Origin of the sequence: Mumia spirodelae (assembly GCF_050632745.1) — a bacterium.
Classification (GTDB): domain Bacteria; phylum Actinomycetota; class Actinomycetes; order Propionibacteriales; family Nocardioidaceae; genus Mumia.
In genome coordinates this window covers 992,730-1,012,684 of sequence record NZ_JBODSD010000001.1, presented here as the reverse complement: position 1 = coordinate 1,012,684, position 19,955 = coordinate 992,730, and the positions used below count along the sequence as shown (strand labels likewise).

Below are 19,955 nucleotides of genomic sequence, written 5' to 3'. Positions count from 1 at the left end.
CGGCGTCAGACGCCGTGCTCGCGACGCAAGACGGTCGCCACGTCGTGGGGTGAGCGCCCGAGCAGCGCCCGCAGCGGCACCCCGCCGGTCGGGAGCCCGTACGCGTCGTAGAACGCGAACATCGCCAGGAGCCAGTCGCGCTCGCGCGGATCCATCGCCGCGCCAGGGCCGGCGGCCCACGTGCCGGGGTCCAGGCGCTCGGCGACGACCGGCTCCCCGAGAACGGTCGAGGCCGCGTCCGCGACGTCGGCGAGGCTGACGAGCGTCGGCCCCCCGAGCTCGTACGTCGCACCGACGTGGCCGTCCTCGGTCAGCACGACGGCCGCCGCCTCCCCCACGTCGGCGAGGTCCACGAGACCGAACGGCCTGTCGACCGCGTACGGGACGCGGACCGCAGGCGACTCTGCGGCGAGGCCCGGCAGGAGGTTCTGGACGTACGCGCACGGCTGCAGGACGGTCCAGGCCAGCCCGCTGCGGCGGACGAGGTCCTCGGTCTGCGCCTTCGCGAGGTGGTGCGGCATCGCGGGGGCGTACGGCCAGGCGACGGAGTGGTAGGCGAGGCGGGGCACCCCCGCCGTACGCAGCGCGTCGAGCCAGCCGCCGACCAGCGCGGGCTCGTCGGGATGGAGGTTCGGCGCGATCAGGTACGCCGCCCCCGCGCCGGTGAACGCGGCGACCGGATCGGCGAGCTCGGCGCGGCCGAGCGGGCGGACCGGCACCCCGCGCGAGGCGAGCGCCTCCACGACGTGGGTGCCGGTCTTGCCCGACGCGCCGACGACGGCGACGGGGCCAGGGGTCACCGGACGTCGACGGCGGCGTGGGAGGCGCCGTCCGCGAGCTGCGCGTAGCCCGGGCCGCGGTCGAAGAAGACCTCGCCCTCCCCGCGCTCGGCGACCCGCTCCGCCCGCAGCGCGGCCGTCGCGTCGGCGTCGTAGCCGAGGTCGTCACCGCTGCCGGTCAGCACGACGCCGTAGTCGTCGCGCGCACCGTCCGGGGACACCTTCACCCACCGCACGTCGCGGACGACGAGCTCGGGGTCGCGGTCGAGCGGGTCGCCCCAGCCGCCGCCACCCGTGGTCCGGATCCGGATGGTCTCGCCGGCGCGGACGGGCTCGGCGTCCGCGAGGGCGTCGACTGTGCGCTCGTTCGGGCCGCCGGGGTCCACGACGACCTCGAACGGCCGTCCCGCCAGACCCCCGTTGACTCCCCAGCACGCGAGGATCGACCGGTCCGCGATCGACATGAAGTGCGCGTCGGCGAGCATCCGCAGGTGCTTCTCGTAGCCGAGACCGCCGCGGAACTGACCCGGCCCGCCGGAGTCGCGGGCCACCGACAGCGACTCCACGACGAACGGGAACCGCGACTCGGTGAACTCGGTGGGCAGGTTGCGCGAGTCCGGGACGACGTGGATCGTGTCCTCGCCGTCGGCGTAGTAGCGGCCACCGGACCCGCCGCCGAGGACCTCGCGCATGAGGTACGGACGGCCGGCCAGGTCGGTGCCGTAGACGCCGGTGTAGCGGATCGTCTCCTGGTCCGCGGGCATCCGCCCGTCCACCGCCTTGGCCAGCACCCCCGCGAGGACGCCGAGGAGGCGCAGGATCACGAACGTACGCGCGTTCGTCGGCGCCGGGAACTCCGGCGTGAGGAGCGTGCCCTTGGGCGGGAAGCGCATCTCGATCAGCGGCACCACGCCCTCGTTGACGTCGAGCTCGGCCATCCGCTCCGGGGTGTCGGCCAGGTTGCGCAGGATCGGCGCCAGCCACTTCTTGAGGAAGACGCCGTCGGAGTAGTCGCCGCAGTGGTTGATCGGGCCCTTGGCCTGCGGGGACGTGCCGGCGAAGTCGAGGATCACGCGCTCGCCGTCGGGGTCCTCGGGCCCGGTGCGGGTGAGCGTGATGCGCTGCGTGTGCAGCATCGGCTCGTCGACGCCGTCGTGCTCGGCGTAGTCCTCCCAGACCCAGGTGCCGACCGGGATCTTGGCGAGGATCTCGCGGCGGTAGGTCTCGGTGGTGCGGTCGATGATCGCGTCGAAGCACGCCTCCACGGTCTCCACGCCGTACCGGTCGAAGAGCTCCCCGAGGCGCCGCGCACCCATCAGGCACGCCGAGCACTCGGCGTCGAGGTCGGCCGCCAGCGACTCCGGCATGCGGGAGTTGCGGGTCATGATCGACAGCGCGGCGCGGTTGGGGACGCCGGCGTCCCAGAGCTTGATCGGCGGGACCATGAGCCCCTCCTCGTACACGCTCGTCGCCGCGCTCGGCATCGAGCCCGGCACCGCTCCGCCGATGTCGTCGTGGTGGCCGAACGCCTGGATGAACCCGACCACGCGCTCGGCGCCGTCGACGTGGGAGAACACCGGGACGGTGACGCAGAGGTCCGGCAGGTGCCCGATGCCGCCCTCCGACTGGTAGACGTCGTTGTGGAAGAAGACGTCGCCGGGCTTCATCTCCTCGATCGGGAAGTCGCGGGCGACCGGGTGCACGAGCGCCGAGTAGGACCGGCCGGTCAGCTTGCGCAGGAGCCGGTCGTGGATCCCGGCGCGGAAGTCGTGCGCGTCACGGATCATCGGCGAGCGGGAGGTCCGGGCGATCGCGGTCTCCACCTCGTGCTCGATCGAGGCGAGGCTGCCCTGGACGATCTCGACCAGGACGGGGTCCGCGCCGCGGCCGGCGTCGTCGGTCAGCGTGCCGAACGGGAACTGGGTGGGGGCGAGACGGGACTCGGTCATGCGGGGCTTCCCTCTCGGTTGGCGTGGCCCTCTCGGGTGACGATCACGTTCAGGTAGGGGTCGATGCGCGCCACGAACCCGGGATGGATGGGGACGGTGGAGCCGTACTCCTCGATCACGGCGGGTCCGTGGACGGCCTGGCCCGGCTGCAGGGTCGCGCGGTCGTACACGCCCGTGTCGACGTACCCCTCGGCCGCGTCGAAGCAGACGGCGCGGCGGGTGCGCGCGGTCGGGTCGCCGGCGTCCGGGGCCGGCTCGTGCCGGCGGATGGACGGCCGCTGGATCGGCCCGATGCCGGACACCCGCAGGTTGACCCACTCGACCTGCTGGCTGTCGTCGCCGGCGAAGTCGTAGCCGTAGAGCGCGCGGTGCTCGGCGTGGAAGGTGTCCGCGACCGCGGCCAGCACGTCGGCGTCGACCGCGCCCTCCGGGACCGGCACCCGCACCTCGAACGCCTGGCCGAAGTAGCGGACGTCGGCGGTGCGGACGAAGCGCTGGTCGTCGGGGCCGAAGCCCTCGGTCTCCAGCGCCGCCGCGGCGCGCTCGGCGAGACCGTCGTACAGACGCTCCACCTCGGCCGGGTCCAGCTCGGAGGCGAGGCGCACGGCGGTCTGGACGTAGTCGTTCTTGACGTCGACGGTCAGCAGCCCGAACGCCGAGACGTTGCCCGGGTTGGGCGGGACCAGGACCGTCGGGATGCCGAGCACGTCCATCAGCCGGCACAGCAGCAGCGAGCCGGAGCCGCCGAAGGTCGTCAGGGTGAAGTCGCGTACGTCGAGCCCGCGCTTGACGGTGATCTGACGCAGGGCGTTGGCCTGGTTCCAGGCGGAGATCTCGAGCACGCCCGTCGCCGCCTCCTCGAGGCTCAGCCCGAGCTCGCCCGCCAGCGTCTCCAGCCCCTTGCGGGCGGCGTCCACGTCGAGCGGGATCTCGCCGCCGAGCAGGTGCGGAGGGATGCGGCCCAGCACGACGTGCGCGTCGGTGATCGTGACGTCCGAGCCGCCCTTGGCGTAGCAGAGCGGGCCGGGATCGGCCCCGGCCGACTGCGGACCGACCTTGAGCGTTCCCTCGGGCGACAGCCAGGCGATCGAGCCACCCCCGGCACCGACCGTGACGACGTCGATCATCGGGATCTTGCTCGGGTAGACGCCCACGCTGCCCTCGGTCGTGAGGGTCGGCTCGCCGTCGACGACCACGGACACGTCGGTCGAGGTGCCGCCGCCGTCGCAGGTGAGGACGCGGTCGAACCCGGCGACGGACGCGATCAGCGCCGCACCGAGGGCGCCGGCCGCAGGCCCGGACAGGACGGTGGTGATCGGCTGGTGCACGACCTCCCCTGCGGACAGGACGCCGCCGTTGGACTTCATCACGTAGAACGGGACGCCGCCGTCGGTGTACTCCTCCAGGCGGCGCGCGATGCGCCGGACGTACGCCGAGACCTTCGGCTTGACCGCGGCGTCGACCAGCGTGGTCATCGACCGCTCGTACTCGCGGTACTCGCGCAGCACCTCCGACGAGATCGACACCACGGCGTCCGGGTGCTCCTCGGCGATGACGGCCCGCATCGCCTCCTCGTGCGCGGGGTTGGCGTAGCTGTGCAGGAAGCACACGCCCAGCGTGTCGATGCCCTGGTCGCGGAACCAGCGCGCGACCTCGCGAGCGCCCTCGGTGTCGAAGGGTCGGATCTCCTCGCCGCTCCAGGCCATCCGGCCGGCAACGCCCTTCACCAGGTCGCGCGGCACGATGCGGTCGGGCTTGACCCAGAAGTAGGAGTTGCCGTAGCCGTCCGGGACCGACTGGCGCGCGATCTCGAGCACGGCCTCGTAGCCGGTGTTGGTGATGAAGCCGAGCCGCTCGACCTTCCCCTCGAGGAGCTGGTTGGTCGCGACGGTCGTGCCGTGCGAGACGGCCGCGATCTCGTCGCTGCCGACCGGGGCGTCGTCACCGGCGATCGCGAGCACCTTGTCGATGCCGGCGAGGAAGCCCTCGGCCGGGTCGGAGGGTGTCGAAGGTGTCTTCGTGGTGACCAGCGTGCCGCTGCTCTCGTCGAAGGCGACCACGTCGGTGAAGGTGCCACCGGTGTCGATCCCGATCCGAAACGTCATGGTGCTCCTCGCGTGGGTGGGTGCTGCCTTCGATTCCAACGCACCCCGTCCGCGACCCCCACGGCGAACGTCGCCGGACCCCCTCGTCGAACCTTGGCACTACCTGACAGACCCGCCGGAGGCACCCGCCATCATTGTCCGGTGCGCCGTACGACCCTGCCCGCCGTGATCGCGATCGCGGCCCTTCTCTCCGGGTGCTCGGTGGCACCCCAGTCCGCCCTCTCGGCCGCCGGAGCGGAGGGCGACAGCACGTCCGCGCACGGACTGCCGCCGCTGCCGCCGGTGCGCCACGACGACACCCTGCCGACGCTGATGCGGCAGCCGGACCACGGGAGCGACCTCCGTCGCGAGCGCGTGGTCGCGGACAACGACGCCTACACGACGTACGCGATCACCTACCGCTCCGAGGACCTGCGGATCTCGGGGCTGATGCACGTCCCGCACGGCGCCGTCGAGCTGCCCGCGGTCGTGCTGGCGCACGGCTACCAGGACCCGCGGACCTACCGGAGCGGCAACAGCATGACTGAGCTCCAGGACCGCCTCGCACGGTCGGGCTACGTCGTCCTGATCACCGACTACCGCAACCACGCCGCGTCCGACCACGACGCGGACAACGACGCGACGCTGCGGACGGGCTACACGGTCGACGTCGTGAACGCGGTCGTCGCGCTGCGCCGTGCCGGGTTCGACGCGGTCGACCCCGCGCGGATCGGGCTGATCGGACGGTCGATGGGCGGCGGCATCGCGTACAACGTGCTGGTCACCCGGCCCGGGCTCGTGAAGGCGGCCGTCCTCCTGTCGCCGATGAGCTCGTCCGCCGTGGACGACGTCGAGATCCTCACGCGCCCGGCCGCGACCCGCGCGCAGAGCCGCGCCGCGGTCGAGGCGTCGTACGGCAGCCCGGACCCGGACGCGGCGGCGTGGCAGGACCTCTCCCCACGCCGCTTCTTCGACCGGATCACGGAGCCGGTGCAGATCCACCACGGCACGGTCGACCTCACCTGCCCGCCGGCGTGGACGCACGCGTCGGTGGCCGCGCTGCGGGCGGCCGGCAAGGACGTCGACATGCACTGGTACGCCGGCCAGAGCCACCGCTTCGGTGATCCCGCGTGGGAGCTGGCGATGCAGCGGACGGTGGCGTTCCTCGACACGCACGTCTGACGCGGCGGCTCCTGCGGGGCGTCGGCGGGACGGGTGCGCGCGGCGCGTCAGAGCGGCCGCTCTTGAAACTTGAATGCGGATTCAGGTACGGTCCCGTGACGCACGTCACAACGACCCCCAGGAGCAGCCGTGAGCAACGTCGCCGACGCCGTCTTCGAGCACGCCCGCACCGGCCCGGACCGTGTGGCCGTCCGTGCGGGAGGACGACCGGTCACCTTCGGGACGCTGCGGGACGCGGTCGCGTCGTTCGCGAAGCGCGCCGTCGACGCCGGCATCTCCCCCGGCGACCGCGTGCTGCTGGTCGCGCCGACGATCCCGGAGTTCGTCGCGGCGTACTACGGCCTGCACGCCGCCGGCGCCACGCTCATCACGATGAACGTGATGGCGACGACGCCCGAGATGGAGTACGTCATCGACGACGCAGGCGTGAGTCTCGTCGTCGCGTGGCAGGACACCGCCGGTGCCGCGGAGAAGGCCGCAACCGGACACGGGCTGCCGTTCTGGAGCGTCGGGCCGCTGGACACCTGGGACACCTCGGACGGGCTCGACGCGCCGGTGGACCTGCCCGACGACGCGACCGCGATCATCATCTACACGTCGGGCACCACGGGCCGCCCCAAGGGCGCGGAGCTCGCGGTCTCCGGCGTCGCCGCGATCGTCGACGCCGCCGAGCACGTGCTCGAGTTCAGCGAGGACGACCGGTCCGGCACGGCGCTGCCGCTGTTCCACGTGTTCGGCCAGATCATGGTCATGCACCTGGCGATCTCGTTCGGCACGTCCGTCTCGCTGCTCCACCCGTTCGACCCGCGCAAGCTCGTCGAGATGATCCGCGACGACGAGCTGACCGTGGTGTCCGGCGTGCCGACGATGTGGGTCGCGATGCTCCACGCCGCAGGCGATGCCAAGCCCGAGGACTTCGCCCGCCTGCGCCTCGCCTCGTCGGGCGGGGCGTCCCTGCCGGTCGAGGTGATCCGCGCCTTCGAGGACAAGTTCGGGACCCGGATCCGCGAGGGCTACGGGCTGTCGGAGACCTGCGGCTGGGCCACCTTCGCGCCGCTGGAGACCGAGCCCAAGATCGGCGCCGTCGGCCGCGCGGTGCACAACGTCGACATCGAGATCCGCGACCTCGAGGGCGCCCCGGTGCCCGCCGGCGAGGTCGGCGAGGTGTGGATCCGCGGCCCGATCGTCATGAAGGGCTACTGGAACCGGCCCGAGGCGACCGCCGCGGTGCTGCAGGACGGCTGGCTGCGGACGGGCGACCTCGGCACGCTCGACGAGGACGGCGACCTGCGCATCGTGGACCGGCTGAAGGACCTCATCATCCGGGGCGGCTACAACGTCTACCCGAGCGAGGTCGAGGAGGTCCTCTACGAGCACCCCGACATCGTCGAGGCCGCAGTGGTGGGTGTCGACGACCCGACCTACGGCGAGGAGATCGGTGCGGTCATCGTGCTGACCGAAGGCGCCGAGGCCGATCCCGAGGCGCTGCGGGCCTGGGCGAAGGAGCGCCTCAGCGCGTACAAGGTCCCCCGGCTCTTCCAGTTCACCGATGCCCTCCCCAAGGGCCCGTCGGGCAAGATCCTCAAGCGCGCGATCGATCGCGACGGCCTCGCCGGGACCGCCTCCCGCAGTCCCCAGCAGTGAGCACCCCCGCCACCGCGCGCGGCGCCCGGACACGCGCCGCGCTCCTCGCCGCGGCGCGCGTGGTCTTCGAGCGCGACGGGTTCACCGACGCCCGCGTCGCCGACATCTCCCGCGAGGCCGGCTGCGCCACCGGGTCGTTCTACACGTACTTCACGAGCAAGGAGGAGATCCTCGCCGTCGTGCTGTACGAGGCGCAGCGCGACGTCATGCGTCCCACCCTCGACCCGGACGCCGCGGACCCGTTCGTCGCGCTGTCCGAGGGACACCGGCGCTACTTCGAGAACTACGCGCGCAACGCCCGCCTCATGCTCGTGCTGGAGGAGGTCGCGGCGCTCGACCCCACGTTCCGCGACGTGCGCCGCCGGCGCGGCGAGGCGCTCGCGCGTCGTACGGCCGAGGTCATCGCCACGCTCCAGCAGCAGGGCGTCGCGGACCCGGAGCTCGACCCGTACCCGACCGCGCGCGCGCTCGACGGGCTCGTGTCCCACCTCGCGTACTACGCGTTCGTGCTGGGCGAGGGCATGAGCGTCGACGAGCTCGTCACGACCACCAACCGCATCTGGCGCAACGCCCTCACCCTCAGGACCAAGGAGGCTCCATGAGCACCGTGCAGACCGTCACCGGCCCCGTCGACAGCGCCGACCTCGGCCGTACGCTCGTCCACGAGCACATCATCATCGTCGGCGAGGAGTTCCGGGAGAACTACGCCGACGACTGGGACGAGGACCAGCGCGTCGCCGACGCGGTGCGCGACCTCACCGAGCTCAAGAGCCTCGGCATCGACACGATCATGGATCCGACGGTGCTCGGGCTCGGCCGCTACATCCCGCGGATCCAGCGCATCGCCGAGCAGATCGACCTCAACGTCGTCGCGGCCACGGGCCTCTACACGTACAACGAGATCCCGTTCCAGTTCCACTACTCGGGTCCGGGTCTGCTGTTCGACGTGCCGGAGCCGCTGACGGAGATGTTCGTGCGCGACCTGACCGAGGGCATCGCCGACACGGGAGTCCGCGCCGCGTTCCTCAAGTGCGCGATCGAGGAGCAGGGCCTGACGCCGGGCGTCGAGCGCGTGATGCGTGCCGTCGGGCAGGCACACGTCCAGACCGGCGCACCGATCACCGTCCACACCAACCCGCACACCGGCTCCGGCCTCGTCGCGCAGCGCGTGCTCGCCGAGGAGGGCGTGGACCTGACGAAGGTCGTCATCGGGCACTCCGGCGACACGACCGACGTCGACTACCTGAGCAAGCTCGCCGAGGCCGGGTCGCTGCTCGGGATGGACCGCTTCGGGCTCGACGTGCTGCTCCCGTTCGAGGACCGCGTGAACACGATCGTCGAGCTGGTGCGCCGCGGGTTCGTCGAGAACGTCGTCATCGCGCACGACGCGTCCTGCTTCATCGACTGGTTCCCGGCGGGCGCCAAGGAGCAGGTCGTGCCGAAGTGGAACTTCCGGCACATCAGCGAGGACGTGATCCCGGCCCTGCTCGAGCGCGGAGTCACCGAGGGCGACCTGGAGACGATCCTCGTGGACAACCCGCGCCGGCACTTCGAGTAGCGGCCGGCCCCGATCGGCCGTACGGCGCGTGACCCCCAACGCGTCGTACGGCCCCCTCCCTCCCGCGGCCCGCGGTTTGCCACGCCAACGCGGCAGTCCCCGGATGGCGCGGCAAACCTGCCGCGCCAAGCCGAAGAGCCCACGTTGGCGTGGCAAACCCCAAGGCGGAGACACGCCGGCGCCAGTCCGAACGGCCGTACGGCGGCGGTGCGGTGCGGTGCGCCTCAGAGCGCGGGGCGGGGGCCGCCGACGCCGATGCCGGCGCCGGACAGCTCCTCGTACGCCCGCGCGATCGCGAGCAGGCGGCGCTCCGAGCCTGCGGGCCCGACCAGCTGCAGCCCCACGGGCAGACCGTCGGGCGTGAACCCGGCCGGCACGCTGATCGCGGGGCACCCCGTGACCGTGACGAGGAACGCCGAGCGCATCCAGTCGAGGTAGGTCTCCTGCGGGCGCCCGTTGATCGCGGACGGGTACTCCTGGTCCGCAGGGAACGGCGGGACCTGGCTCACCGGCATCGCGAGGACGTCGTACGACGCGAAGAACGCGCGCGCCTGCTCGGCCAGCGCCGTGCGGCCCGCGTACGCCACCGCGACGTCGTGCCCGGACAGCGGACGACCCGCTCGGATGTTGTCGGCGAGCGACGGCTTGACGTCGTCCGGGCGCGAGTCGAGGACGTCGCCGAGCGCGTACTCCATCAGCCACGCCCGCAGCGTCCGGAACGTCGCCTCCGCGTCCGGCAGCTCCGGCGCCGCCTCGACGACGGCCGCCCCGGCGTCGGCGAGCCGCGCACCGGCGGCGCGCACCACGTCCTCGACCGACCGCTCGACCTCGAACGATCCGCCGAGGTCGACCGACAGCGCGACGCGCAGCCCGTCCAGCGTCACAGGCGCGGGATCGGCGAAGACGGCACCCGGGGTCGAGTCCGCGGTCGGCACGCGCGGGTCCGGCCCCGCGAGCACCCCGAGCAGCAGCGCCAGGTCACCGACGTCGCGCGCGAGCGGTCCTTGGACGGAGACGGTCTCCCAGAGGTTCCAGGTGGGCCACGTCGGGACGCGGCCCCAGGTCGGCCGGAGACCCACCACGTTGCAGAACGACGCGGGGTTGCGCAGCGAGCCGCCCATGTCCGAGCCGTCCGCGAGCGCGACCATCCCCGACGCGAGGGCCGCGGCTGACCCGCCGCTGGAGCCGCCCGCCGACCGGCTCGTGTCGTACGGGTTGAGCGTCGCGCCGAACACCGGGTTGAAGGTGTGCGAGCCCGCAGCGAACTCGGGCGTGTTGGACTTCGCCACGATGACGGCACCTGCGGCGCGGACCCGCTCGACGACCAGCTCGTCGTAGGCCGACACGTGGTCGGCCATCACCGGCGATCCGAACGTCGTCCGCCAGCCCGCGACGTGGTGGGTGTCCTTCACCGCGTACGGGAGCCCGTGCAGCGGGCCGAGCCGAGCGCCGGAAGCGGTGATGTCGTCCGCCTTGGACGCCTGGGCGTAGGCACGGTCGGCGTCGATCGACACGAGCGCGTTGACGACCCCGTTGACCTCGCCGATGCGTGCGAGATGGAGCGCCAGCAGCTCCCGGGCGGAGATCTCGCGGGCGGCGACGGCGGTCGCCATCTCCCGCGCGCTGCTGTAGACGTCGATCATCGCGAGCGGCGACCGAGCAGACCGCCGACCAGCACCCCCGCGAGCACGAGCGCACCACCGACGACGACGCCGCGGAGGAAGTCCTCGTGGGCCCCGGCGGCAGCACGCGCGGGCGCTGCCGGGGCGGTGAAGCGCTGGCCGACCGCGGGCGCACCGCCCGTCGACTCCGCAGGCGCGGGCGACGGGGTGCCGTCGGCCGACGGCACGCTGTCCGCCGGGACTCCCCCGGTCGCGCGGTACGCGATCGCGTCGTCGACGGCGCCGAAGAACTCGCCGGCCATGCGCTTGCTCACCGCGGTCAGCATCCGCTGCCCGACGCCGCCGATCATCCCGCCCACGACGGCGTCGGCGTCGTACGCGACACCGGTCGTGCCGTCGCCGCGGTCGGAGAACCGCACGGCGACGTCGGCCGCCACCGTGCCGGGCGCGCCGGCACCCTCGGCGCGCATCACCAGCGACTCGTGCGGGACGAGGTCGCTGAGCGTGCAGGTGCCGGCGTACGTGCCGCGGATCGACGCGACGCCGGCGCTGACCGTCATCGCGTACGCGTTGTCACCGGTCGCCTCGAGCACCTCGCACCCCGGGATCGTGCGCACGAGCACCTGGGGGTCCAGCAGGGCCTCCCACACCGCGTCGACGGGGGCGTTGAGCACGGCCTCTCCGGCTACCTTCATGAGTCTCCCTCCACAGCGGCGACTGCCGCCTCGTCGGATCCTGCGTGCGCACGCCGCAGGTCGTACAGCTCGCTCGGCGAGATCGGCATCCGCGTGATCGCGATGCCTTCGGCGTCCTCGATCGCGGAGGCGAAGACCGCCGCGCTCGGGATCACGCCAGCCTCCCCGGCACCCTTGATGCCGAGCGGGTTGAGCGGGGACGGCGTCTCGAGGTGGTCGACGTCGATCGTCTCGGGCACCTCGGTGACGTAGGGCATCAGGAAGTCCATGAACGACGCGTTCTGGAGCTGTCCGTGCTCGTCGTACGCCATGCGTTCGTACAGCGCGCCGCCCACGCCCTGCGCAACGCCGCCGTGGATCTGCCCCTCGACGATCATCGGGTTGATGAGGCGCCCGCAGTCGTGGACGACGGCGTACTTGAGGATGCGGATCTCGGCCGTGTCGGGATCGGTCTCCACGATCACGGCGTGCATGCCGGAGGCGAAGGTCGAGCGCGGTGGCGAGTAGAAGTCGCGGCTCTCCAGCCCCGGCGACGTGCCCTCGGGCACGGGCACCTTGTCGGGGTCACCGACGGAGAACTGCGTCGCGGCCTTGCTCGCCTCGTCGAACGCGTAGCGCAGCGGGTTGCTCAGCACGGCCAGCGTGCCGAGGCTGATCTGCGCCCCGGGCGCACCCTTGACCTCGACGACGCCGTCGCGGATGTCGAGGTCGTCGACGGCGGCCTCGAGCGCGTCCGCGGCCAGCTCCAGCGCCTTGCGCTTGACCGACCTGGCCGCGAGCGCGATCGCCGAGCCGCTCATGACCGCGGCGCGCGAGGCGTACGTGCCGACCGCGTACGGCATGCGCCTCGTGTCGCCCGTGACGACCTCGACGTCCTCGAACCGCACGCCGAGCTCGTCGGCCACGATCTGCGCGAACACGGTCTGGTGGCCCTGCCCCTGGGTGGTGAGCCCGGTCGAGACCTTGACCTTGCCGGTCGTCTCGACCTGGATGTGCCCGCCCTCGTACGGGCCGACGCCGGTGCCCTCGACGTAGCAGGCGAGCCCGATGCCGACGCGTCGCCCCTCGGCCCGCATCTCGTCGCGGAACGCCGCGAACTCGTCCCAGCCCACGAGGGCCTTGACCTTGTCGAGCATCTGCGGGAAGTCGCCGGAGTCGTAGACCAGCGGCTTGCCGTCCTGGAAGATCAGCCCCTGGTCGTACGGGAACTCGTCGGGCTGGATGAAGTTGGCCGCGCGCACCTCGGCACGGTCCTTGCCCAGGGCCGCCGCGATCGCGTCCATCGTCCGCTCCATCGCGTAGACGCCCTGCGGGCGGCCCGCGCCACGGTAGGGCGTCACGATGACGGTGTTGGTGTAGAGGCTGTGGAAGGTCACCGAGTAGACCGGCGGCTTGTACGGCCCGAGGAGCTGGGTCGACGTGATGATCGGGACGATGAGGCCGTACGGGATGTAGGCGCCGTGGTCGTGCCAGATCTCGACGTCGAGTCCCAGGATGCGGCCGTCGTCGTCGAACCCGACCTCGACGTGCTGCTGCTGGGCGCGCTCGTGCGCGGCGGAGACGAAGTGCTCGCGACGGTCCTCGGTGAACTTCACCGGCCGCCCGAGGGCCATCGCCGCCATCGGGACGAGCACCTCCTCCGGCCACGGGTGCACGACCTTGACGCCGAACCCACCGCCGACGTCGGGCGTGATCACGTCGACGACCGCCAGGTCGAGGCCGAGCTTGGACGCGATCGCGGCGCGGACGCCGGTCGAGGTCTGCGTCGAGGACCACACCTCGAGCCGGCCGTTGTCGGTGTCCCACTTGGCGACCGTGCCGCGTCCTTCGAGCGGCGTGCACGCGCTGCGCTCGATGTCGAGGTCGAGGGCGAGGCGGTGCGGGGCCCGGCCGATCGCGGCCATCGCGTCGCCGGTCGCCTGCGTCGACGTGGCGGCGAGGTTGCCCGGGACGTCGGCGTGCACGAGCTCGTCCGCGGCGCGCGCGGCGTCGAGGCCGACGACCGGGCGCAGGACCTCGTACGACACGGTGATCCGGCCGACCGCGTCCTCGGCGACGTAGCGGTCGACGGCGACGACCATCGCGATCGCCTCGCCGACGTAGTTGACCTGGTCCTTCGCGAGGGCGTACTGGGTGCGCCCCTGGGTCAGGTCGGGGTGCGGGATGAGCAGCGGCAGCGGCTCGGCCATGGCACCCGTGAGGTCGTCGTAGGTGTAGACCGCGACCACGCCCTCGACGTCGAGGACCGGCTCCACGTCGATGTCGACGATGCGGGCGTGCGCGTGCGGCGACCGCAGGACCGCGACGTGCAGCGCGTCGGGCGCGACGTCGTCGAGGTAGCGGCCGCGGCCCCGCAGGAACCGCTCGTCCTCGACCCGGGCGACGCGGGCACCGAACGCCTTGGTCGTCATGCGTCACCGTCCTCGCCCTCGCGGCGGATCTCCGCGGCGCGCAGGACGGACTTCACGATGTTCTGGTAGCCCGTGCAGCGGCAGAGGTTGCCCGCGATCATCTCCCGGGCCTCCTCGCGCGTCGGGTCGGGGTTGTCGTCGAGCCCGGCCGTGATCGTCGTGAGGAAGCCGGGCGTGCAGAACCCGCACTGGAGCCCGTGGCACTCCTTGAAGGCCTGCTGGACCGGACCCAGCCGGTCACCCTCCTCGGTGAGACCCTCGACCGTCGTCAGCGACGCCCCGGCGACCGAGACCGCGAGCAGCAGGCACGACCGCATCGGCCGCCCGTCGACGAGGATCGTGCACGCGCCGCACACCCCGTGCTCGCACCCGACGTGCGTGCCGGTCAGGCCGAGGTCGTGACGCAGCGCGTCGGACAGCAGCCGGCGCGCGGGCACGTCGATCTCGTACGCCGCTCCGTTGACGGTCAGCGTGACGTGGTGCAGGGCGTCAGGTGCGAGGACCTCCGGCTGGCTGGTCATCGGGCTCCCTCCGGGTCGGTGGCGACGGCGCGGGCGTACGCGTCGCGGACCACGCGGCGCGTCAGGACGCCCGCGAGGTGGCGCCGGTAGTCGGCTGTGCCGTGGATGTCGGTCTCGGGGTCGACCGCGCTGGTCGCGATCTCGGCCGCAGCGTCGAGGTTGGCATCGCTCGCGCTGCCGTCGACGAACGCCTCGGAGAGGTCGACGACCAGCGGCGTGAGCGAGACCGAGAGGTACGAGGCACGCACCGTCTCGATCGCGCCTGTCGCGCCCACGGAGACCACGGCGGCGACGCCGCACAGCGCGTAGTCGCCGTGGCGTCGTGCGATCTCGTCGATCGCGACGCCGGAGCGCGGACCCAGCGCGGGCACCTGCAGCTCGAGCGCGAGCTCGCCGGGGTGCACCGTGCACTCCAGCGGCCCGACGAAGAGGTCGGCCGCGTCGATCGTGCGACGACCCTGCGTCGAGGCCACCAGGACCTTGGCGCCGAGCAGCGCGGTCACGGCCGGCATCTCGGCGGCGGCGTCGGCGTGGACCACCGAGCCGAGCGTCGTGCCGCGGTTGCGGATCGTCGGGTGCGCGACCAGCTTGAGCGCGTGGCGCAGCAGGGGCTGGACCCGCCACGCGGCGACGTCGGACTCGACGTCGGCGTGGCGGGCCAGCGCCCCGATGCGGACACCGTCCTCGTCGGTCCGGACGTAGGCGAGCTCCGTGAGCCCGTTGATGTCGACCAGCGTGCTCGGCGCGGCGAGCCTCATCGACAGCAGCGGGACCAGGCTCTGGCCTCCGGCGAGCACCTTGGCGTGCGGGTCGGCCCCGAGGACCGTCAGCGCTTCGTCGAGGGTGGTCGGGCGGACGTAGGAGAACGGTGCGGGCTTCACAGCTGCCTCGTCACCTCCTCGGCGCCCTCGTCGGTGCTGTGTCCGCCGTGCCGTCGCCAGGCGACCATGTGGTAGAAGACGATGACGAGGATGGTGCCGAGGGCGATGCCGCCGAGCTGGAAATCGTCGCTGAAGACGAGCGTCACGTTGCCGACGCCGACGATGATGCCGGCGGCCAGGCCCACGATGTTGACGGGATCGCCGAAGTCGACGCGGTTCTCGACCCAGATCTTGGCGCCGACCAGGCCGATCATGCCGTACAGGACGACGGTGATGCCGCCGAGCACGCCGCCGGGGATCGCGTTGACGATCGCGCCGAACTTCGGGCAGAGGCCCAGCAGGATCGCGATCAGGGCCGCGAAGTAGTACGCGGCGGTCGAGTAGATGCGGGTCGCGGACATGACACCGATGTTCTCGGCGTACGTCGTGGTCGGCGCACCGCCGAACGCGCTCGCGACCGCGGTCGCCAGACCGTCGGCCCCGATCGCCCGTCCCATGTAGGGGTCGAGGTCGTCGCCGGTCATCTCGGCGACCGCCTTGACGTGACCGGTGTTCTCCGCGATGAGCGCGATGACGCCGGGGAGGACCAGGAGGATGAAGGTCAGGCTGAAGCTCGGGCCGTGCACGACCGAGACGCCGTCGGCGAGGTCGCCGGAGGGGAACCCGATCCAGTCGGCCGCCTTCACGGCCTCCCAGCTCACGCGGTAGTGCTCGACCTCCTCGCCGGCGGCCGGCTGGAACGAGGTGATCTGGCCGAAGACCTTGTCGGCGAGCCACGAGACCAGGTAGCCGAAGATCAGGGCGAGGAGGACCGCGATGCGACCCCAGAAGCCCGGGAGGAGCACCGCGGCCGCGACCATCACGGCAGCGGTCAGCAGGGCGATCCACTGGTCCTGCGGCCAGTAGGTCGCTGCCACGACGGGCGCGAGGTTGAAGCCGATCAGCATGACGACGGCGCCGGTCACCGCCGGCGGCAGGAGCTTGTGCAGGAACCTCGTGCCGGCGAAGTGGATGGCGACACCGATGACTGCCAGGACGAGACCGGCGACGAGGATGGCGCCGGTGACGTCGGCGGAGTCACCGCCGTCGGCCCGGATCGCGGCGACCGCGGCGACGAACGACGCGCTCGTGCCGAGGTAGCTGGGGACCATGTTCTTGGTGATGAGCAGGAACATGATCGTGCAGATGCCCGAGAACATGATGGCGAGGTTGGGATCCAGCCCCATCACCACGGGGAACACGAAGGTGGCACCGAACATCGCCACGACGTGCTGGGCGCCGAGCCCGGCCGTACGGCCCCAGCTCAGGCGTTGACGAGGCCCTACTGCCTCGCCGGGCGGTGGTGTCTTGCCATCGTGCACCACGTCCCACTTGAACATCGACATCCCGGTCTCCTCAGAGAGTGTGCGAGCGGCCGCCGGGGGATCTCGACAGCGCACCCGGTCCAATGACGTGACCCTAGTAGTGACGAGAGACACGCTGCATGGTGCGAATCTGCCAACTGCCCCCCACCTGCGCTGTCACCCCTTGCTCTGCGTGTTCACGCGCAGGAAAAGAACGCGCGTGGGGATAGCCTCGTGCGATGCCACGCTTCGAGATCACTCCGGTCGGTACCGTCCACAACGATCGGACCGACGTCCAGCACACCGACAACTGGGGTGCCGTGCGCAGCACGATCGTCCTCGACGAGCGCTTCGGCGACGCGGCCCTCCAGGGCCTGGAGGGCTTCTCCCACGTCGACGTCCTCTTCCTCTTCGACCAGTTCCCCGACGAGGGCGACTACCGCGAGCCCCGCCCGTACCGGGGCCGCTCGGACCTCCCGCCCGTCGGCATCTTCGCCGGCCGCGGTCCTCGCCGACCCAACCGCATCGGCGTGACGAGCTGCGCCATCGAGTCCGTGGGCACCCGCGAGCTCACCGTCGTCGGGCTCGACGCGGTCTCGGGCACTCCCGTCGTCGACCTGAAGCCGACGATGGCCGAGTTCGTCCCGGTCGGCACCACGCAGCCGGGCTGGGTCACCGCGATGATGTCGGAGTACTTCCAGCCCTAGCGCCTGGCCTGGACGCGCCGAGCTCACCGCCCTCACTCCCGCATCTGCAGGATCTGCAGCGCCACCGCGACGTCGAGCCGGACCTGCGGGTCGGTGCTGAACGGGCCGAGGATGCTCTCGAGCTTGGTGACGCGGTAGCGCATCGTGTTGTAGTGGAAGTGCTGCGTGCGTGCGGCCTCCGCGACGTTGAGGTTCACGTCGAGCAGCACCTGCAGCGTCGCCCGCAGGTCGGCGGCGGTCGGCGTGTCCTCCGCGAGGGCGCCGAGCACCTCGGCCACGAATCCGTCGAGCTCGCCTTGGTCCTCGACCTGGGAGAGGAGCCGCCGGACGCCGAGCCGGTCGAAGTACGTCGTGGAGCCCGCACCCTTCATCCGGCGGCCGACGTCGACGGCCTTGCGGGCGCGCGCGTACGCGTCGGGCAGCGCCTCCACCCCGCTCACCACCCGGCTGATCCCCGCGGAGAACGAGCGGCGTCCCCCGCCGGAGTCGCCGCGGACCGCCGCCAGCGCCTCCTCGACCACCTCGCTCACGTCGGAGCCGTCGTCGGCCACCGGCAGGAGCGCGACGACCTGGGAGGAGAAGTCGGCGACCGCGATGCTGCGCCCCCGCCGCTCGACCACCTGGCGCCATGCGGCGGCGAAGCGGTCCTGGAACCCCCGTCGCGTGCGGCTCGACACGGGTGGGTCGCCCGCGTCGGGCGGGTCGAGCTGCGCGACGACGACCACGAGCGGCCGGTCGAGGTCCCAGCCGAGGCCCTCGGCGTGCTCGAGCACGTACTGCGGGCTCTCCGCGCGGTCGGTCAGCACGTCCCGCAGGAAGTCGCCGCGGTACTTCCCCTCCACCGCCACGACCGCCTGCATCCGCGTGATGAGGAGGGCCGCGACGGTCGCGGCCCGCTCCAGGGCGTACACGTCCGACCCGCGCAGCGACCGCCGCTCGCTCAGGACGACGAGCCGCGCGAGCTCGGTCCCGGAGGCCGCCACGTGCAGCGCTCGGATCTCGCCCGCGCCGAACGGCCGGGGCGCCCGCATGCGCTCGACCCGGATGCGGCCCGAGACGTCGAGGAACTCGCTCACCTCGAGGCTGGCCCGCGCCTCGTCGCTCAGGGCGCCGGCCCACTCCCGGCCGTCGGTGGAGGTGACAAGCACCCCGATGTCGAGCACCTGCGACACCTCGCCGGCGATCTGGTCGAGGTCGCCGCCCTCGAGGACGATCAGGGTGAGCGCGGAGTGGAGCGCGTCGATCTGCGCGAGGACGTTTGACTGGAAGGCGTTGAGGGCGGCGTACGCGTCCTTCAGCACGTCGTCGAACGCGACCTCGTCGGGGATGCGGACGATCGGGAAGCCGAGCTCGTCGGCGAGCGTGAGGACGACCTCGGGCACCGCGTCGACGTAGCGCCCGAGCTTGATCGCGAACCCGGCCACCCCGGCGGCGTGGAGCCCCTCGACCAGCGCCACCATGCGCGGCACGTCGAGGCGGCGCGCGGTGTCGAGCAGCGGGAACCCGGTGGTGACCAGCAGCTCGTGCGGCTTGACCCAGCCGAGGACGTCGGGGACCTCCATCACGTTGAGCCCCGTCACGGCGCGGTCGGACCCCGCCTCGCCGGCGAGCATCTTGGCGCCGGTCAACGCGTCGATCGCGATCACGTCCGAGAGCGGCAGACCGTACGTCCTGTCTGGCAGGTTGTGGGTCGGATCTGGCTGATCGTTGGCAAGTCTCGCCATCGGCTCACCGTAGCGAACGCTCCTACGCTGACGCCATGGTCGTGCCGTTCCGATTTCGGACCGATGCCGCCGGACGCCACGACAGAGGGCGCGCGGTGCATCCGTCAGCCGCCACCGCGGAGGTCGCCGCACTGCTGCGCGGACCGCGGCGGAGCGCCGAGATCGTCTACCGGAGCAGGCACGCGGTCTACGTCCGCGACCGCGACCACCACCTCGCCGTCCTCTCCCGCGACGCGGTCGCGGTCCCCTGCGGGCTGCAGACGACGTGGCCCGACGTCGACGCCGTGCACTCGGTCGTCCTCGGCGACGGACGCTGCAGCGTCGACGGGCACGACCTGCAGGTCCGCCGCTTCGTCGAGGCCCGCGTCTCCCCCGTCGCCGACCGCTGGCCGGGCCGGCCGCTCCCGGTCGGCCCCCTCGTCGACGAGGTCGGCACCTTCCTCGACCTGCCCCGGGCCCTCGGCGGCCGCACCCCGTACGCCGCGCTGCAGGCCGACGACGACGCCGCCGTCGGTGCCCTGCTCGGCCGCGGCCCCGGCCTGACCCCGCTCGGCGACGACGTCCTCGCGGGGTGGCTGGTGGCCCGGTACGCCCTCGGTCACCGCGGCGGCCACGTCGCCGCCGCGGTCCTCCGGCGGGCGCCCGCGTGGACGACGACGGTGTCGGCCGCGCTCCTCGTCCACGCCGTCCGCGGCGAGGCCGTCCCCCAGCTGCGCGCGCTGGTCGAGGGCGTCGGGCGTCCCGACGCGGACCAGCGCCTGGCCGACCTCCGCGGAGTCGGCCACACCTCCGGCGTCGGGCTCGCGCTCGGCGTCGCCCTGGCGGCACCGTCCCCCGCGGCCGCCGCCGCCTGAC

16 protein-coding genes are annotated in these 19,955 nt (G+C 72.4%); 6 read left to right on the top strand and 10 right to left on the bottom strand.

Annotation, left to right across the window (positions count from 1 at the left end; all coding sequences use genetic code 11):
- Positions 1-5: 5 nt before the first annotated feature.
- From ACQSSQ_RS04955 to ACQSSQ_RS04945, 3 genes are read right to left on the bottom strand one after another with little or no spacing between them, the layout of a single operon-like run.
- Complete coding sequence (locus ACQSSQ_RS04955; RefSeq protein ID WP_431325922.1) at positions 6-800, bottom strand: SDR family oxidoreductase; 795 nt, start codon at positions 798-800, stop codon at positions 6-8.
- Positions 797-2,728, bottom strand: coding sequence for a hydantoinase B/oxoprolinase family protein (locus ACQSSQ_RS04950; protein ID WP_431325921.1), 1,932 nt, complete (start codon positions 2,726-2,728; stop codon positions 797-799). The genes ACQSSQ_RS04955 and ACQSSQ_RS04950 overlap by 4 nt, the downstream gene beginning before the upstream one ends.
- Positions 2,725-4,833 carry a hydantoinase/oxoprolinase family protein gene (locus ACQSSQ_RS04945; protein ID WP_431325920.1) on the bottom strand — a complete coding sequence of 703 codons (2,109 nt, stop codon included), beginning with the start codon at positions 4,831-4,833 and terminating at the stop codon, positions 2,725-2,727. The genes ACQSSQ_RS04950 and ACQSSQ_RS04945 overlap by 4 nt, the downstream gene beginning before the upstream one ends.
- 141 nt (positions 4,834-4,974) lie before the next feature.
- On the opposite strand from ACQSSQ_RS04945, the gene ACQSSQ_RS04940 reads away from it, so the two are divergent.
- The 4 genes from ACQSSQ_RS04940 to ACQSSQ_RS04925 all read left to right on the top strand — a co-directional run bounded on the left by ACQSSQ_RS04940 (position 4,975) and on the right by ACQSSQ_RS04925 (position 9,196).
- On the top strand, positions 4,975-5,994 hold the full coding sequence (locus tag ACQSSQ_RS04940) for an alpha/beta hydrolase family protein (protein WP_431325919.1): 1,020 nt from the start codon (positions 4,975-4,977) through the stop codon (positions 5,992-5,994).
- 129 nt (positions 5,995-6,123) lie between these two features.
- The gene (locus ACQSSQ_RS04935) at positions 6,124-7,638 is read left to right on the top strand and encodes an AMP-binding protein (protein ID WP_431325918.1); all 1,515 of its coding nucleotides are present in this window, start codon (positions 6,124-6,126) and stop codon (positions 7,636-7,638) included.
- A complete protein-coding gene (locus ACQSSQ_RS04930) occupies positions 7,635-8,240 on the top strand; it encodes a TetR/AcrR family transcriptional regulator (protein ID WP_431325917.1) in 606 nt (201 codons plus the stop codon). Before ACQSSQ_RS04935 ends, ACQSSQ_RS04930 begins: the two co-directional genes overlap by 4 nt.
- Positions 8,237-9,196 (top strand): phosphotriesterase family protein, encoded by a 960-nt coding sequence (locus ACQSSQ_RS04925; protein WP_431325916.1) that lies wholly within the window; start codon positions 8,237-8,239, stop codon positions 9,194-9,196. The genes ACQSSQ_RS04930 and ACQSSQ_RS04925 overlap by 4 nt, the downstream gene beginning before the upstream one ends.
- Before the next feature lie 224 nt (positions 9,197-9,420).
- Here the strand turns inward: ACQSSQ_RS04925 and ACQSSQ_RS04920 are convergent, their stop codons facing one another.
- From ACQSSQ_RS04920 to ACQSSQ_RS04895, 6 genes are read right to left on the bottom strand one after another with little or no spacing between them, the layout of a single operon-like run.
- A complete protein-coding gene (locus ACQSSQ_RS04920; RefSeq protein WP_431325915.1) occupies positions 9,421-10,839 on the bottom strand; it encodes an amidase in 1,419 nt (472 codons plus the stop codon).
- Positions 10,836-11,513 (bottom strand): SRPBCC family protein, encoded by a 678-nt coding sequence (locus tag ACQSSQ_RS04915; RefSeq protein ID WP_431325914.1) that lies wholly within the window; start codon positions 11,511-11,513, stop codon positions 10,836-10,838. The genes ACQSSQ_RS04920 and ACQSSQ_RS04915 overlap by 4 nt, the downstream gene beginning before the upstream one ends.
- Positions 11,510-13,924, bottom strand: coding sequence for an aerobic carbon-monoxide dehydrogenase large subunit (cutA, locus tag ACQSSQ_RS04910; RefSeq protein ID WP_431325913.1), 2,415 nt, complete (start codon positions 13,922-13,924; stop codon positions 11,510-11,512). Before cutA ends, ACQSSQ_RS04915 begins: the two co-directional genes overlap by 4 nt.
- Positions 13,921-14,445, bottom strand: coding sequence for a (2Fe-2S)-binding protein (locus tag ACQSSQ_RS04905; RefSeq protein ID WP_431325912.1), 525 nt, complete (start codon positions 14,443-14,445; stop codon positions 13,921-13,923). Before ACQSSQ_RS04905 ends, cutA begins: the two co-directional genes overlap by 4 nt.
- Entirely contained in the window at positions 14,442-15,326 is an 885-nt protein-coding gene (locus tag ACQSSQ_RS04900; RefSeq protein ID WP_431325911.1) for an FAD binding domain-containing protein, read from the bottom strand. The genes ACQSSQ_RS04905 and ACQSSQ_RS04900 overlap by 4 nt, the downstream gene beginning before the upstream one ends.
- Positions 15,323-16,711, bottom strand: a complete 1,389-nt coding sequence (locus ACQSSQ_RS04895; protein WP_431325910.1) for a uracil-xanthine permease family protein — start codon at positions 16,709-16,711, stop codon at positions 15,323-15,325. The genes ACQSSQ_RS04900 and ACQSSQ_RS04895 overlap by 4 nt, the downstream gene beginning before the upstream one ends.
- A 197-nt stretch (positions 16,712-16,908) precedes the next feature.
- Here ACQSSQ_RS04895 and ACQSSQ_RS04890 point away from each other — a divergent pair, with 197 nt between their 5' ends.
- On the top strand, positions 16,909-17,376 hold the full coding sequence (locus tag ACQSSQ_RS04890) for an SAM-dependent methyltransferase (RefSeq protein ID WP_431325909.1): 468 nt from the start codon (positions 16,909-16,911) through the stop codon (positions 17,374-17,376).
- A 32-nt stretch (positions 17,377-17,408) separates the two neighbouring features.
- On the opposite strand, the gene ACQSSQ_RS04885 is transcribed toward ACQSSQ_RS04890, so the two are convergent.
- On the bottom strand, positions 17,409-19,100 hold the full coding sequence (locus tag ACQSSQ_RS04885; protein ID WP_431325908.1) for a PucR family transcriptional regulator: 1,692 nt from the start codon (positions 19,098-19,100) through the stop codon (positions 17,409-17,411).
- Between the two features lie 95 nt (positions 19,101-19,195).
- Here ACQSSQ_RS04885 and ACQSSQ_RS04880 point away from each other — a divergent pair, with 95 nt between their 5' ends.
- Positions 19,196-19,954 carry an oxamate carbamoyltransferase subunit AllH family protein gene (locus ACQSSQ_RS04880; RefSeq protein ID WP_431325907.1) on the top strand — a complete coding sequence of 253 codons (759 nt, stop codon included), beginning with the start codon at positions 19,196-19,198 and terminating at the stop codon, positions 19,952-19,954.
- Position 19,955: the final 1 nt, after the last annotated feature.

Excerpts from the sequence above, each read along its gene's own strand:
- ACQSSQ_RS04905 (WP_431325912.1), bottom strand. The coding sequence starts at position 14,445 with ATGACCAGCCAGCCGGAGGTCCTCGCACCTGACGCCCTGCACCACGTC.
- ACQSSQ_RS04890 (WP_431325909.1), top strand. The coding sequence starts at position 16,909 with ATGCCACGCTTCGAGATCACTCCGGTCGGTACCGTCCACAACGATCGG.
- ACQSSQ_RS04915 (WP_431325914.1), bottom strand. The coding sequence starts at position 11,513 with ATGAAGGTAGCCGGAGAGGCCGTGCTCAACGCCCCCGTCGACGCGGTG.
- ACQSSQ_RS04895 (WP_431325910.1), bottom strand. The coding sequence starts at position 16,711 with ATGTCGATGTTCAAGTGGGACGTGGTGCACGATGGCAAGACACCACCG.
- ACQSSQ_RS04925 (WP_431325916.1), top strand. The coding sequence starts at position 8,237 with ATGAGCACCGTGCAGACCGTCACCGGCCCCGTCGACAGCGCCGACCTC.
- ACQSSQ_RS04885 (WP_431325908.1), bottom strand. The coding sequence starts at position 19,100 with ATGGCGAGACTTGCCAACGATCAGCCAGATCCGACCCACAACCTGCCA.
- ACQSSQ_RS04950 (WP_431325921.1), bottom strand. The coding sequence starts at position 2,728 with ATGACCGAGTCCCGTCTCGCCCCCACCCAGTTCCCGTTCGGCACGCTG.
- ACQSSQ_RS04945 (WP_431325920.1), bottom strand. The coding sequence starts at position 4,833 with ATGACGTTTCGGATCGGGATCGACACCGGTGGCACCTTCACCGACGTG.
- ACQSSQ_RS04920 (WP_431325915.1), bottom strand. The coding sequence starts at position 10,839 with ATGATCGACGTCTACAGCAGCGCGCGGGAGATGGCGACCGCCGTCGCC.
- cutA (WP_431325913.1), bottom strand. The coding sequence starts at position 13,924 with ATGACGACCAAGGCGTTCGGTGCCCGCGTCGCCCGGGTCGAGGACGAG.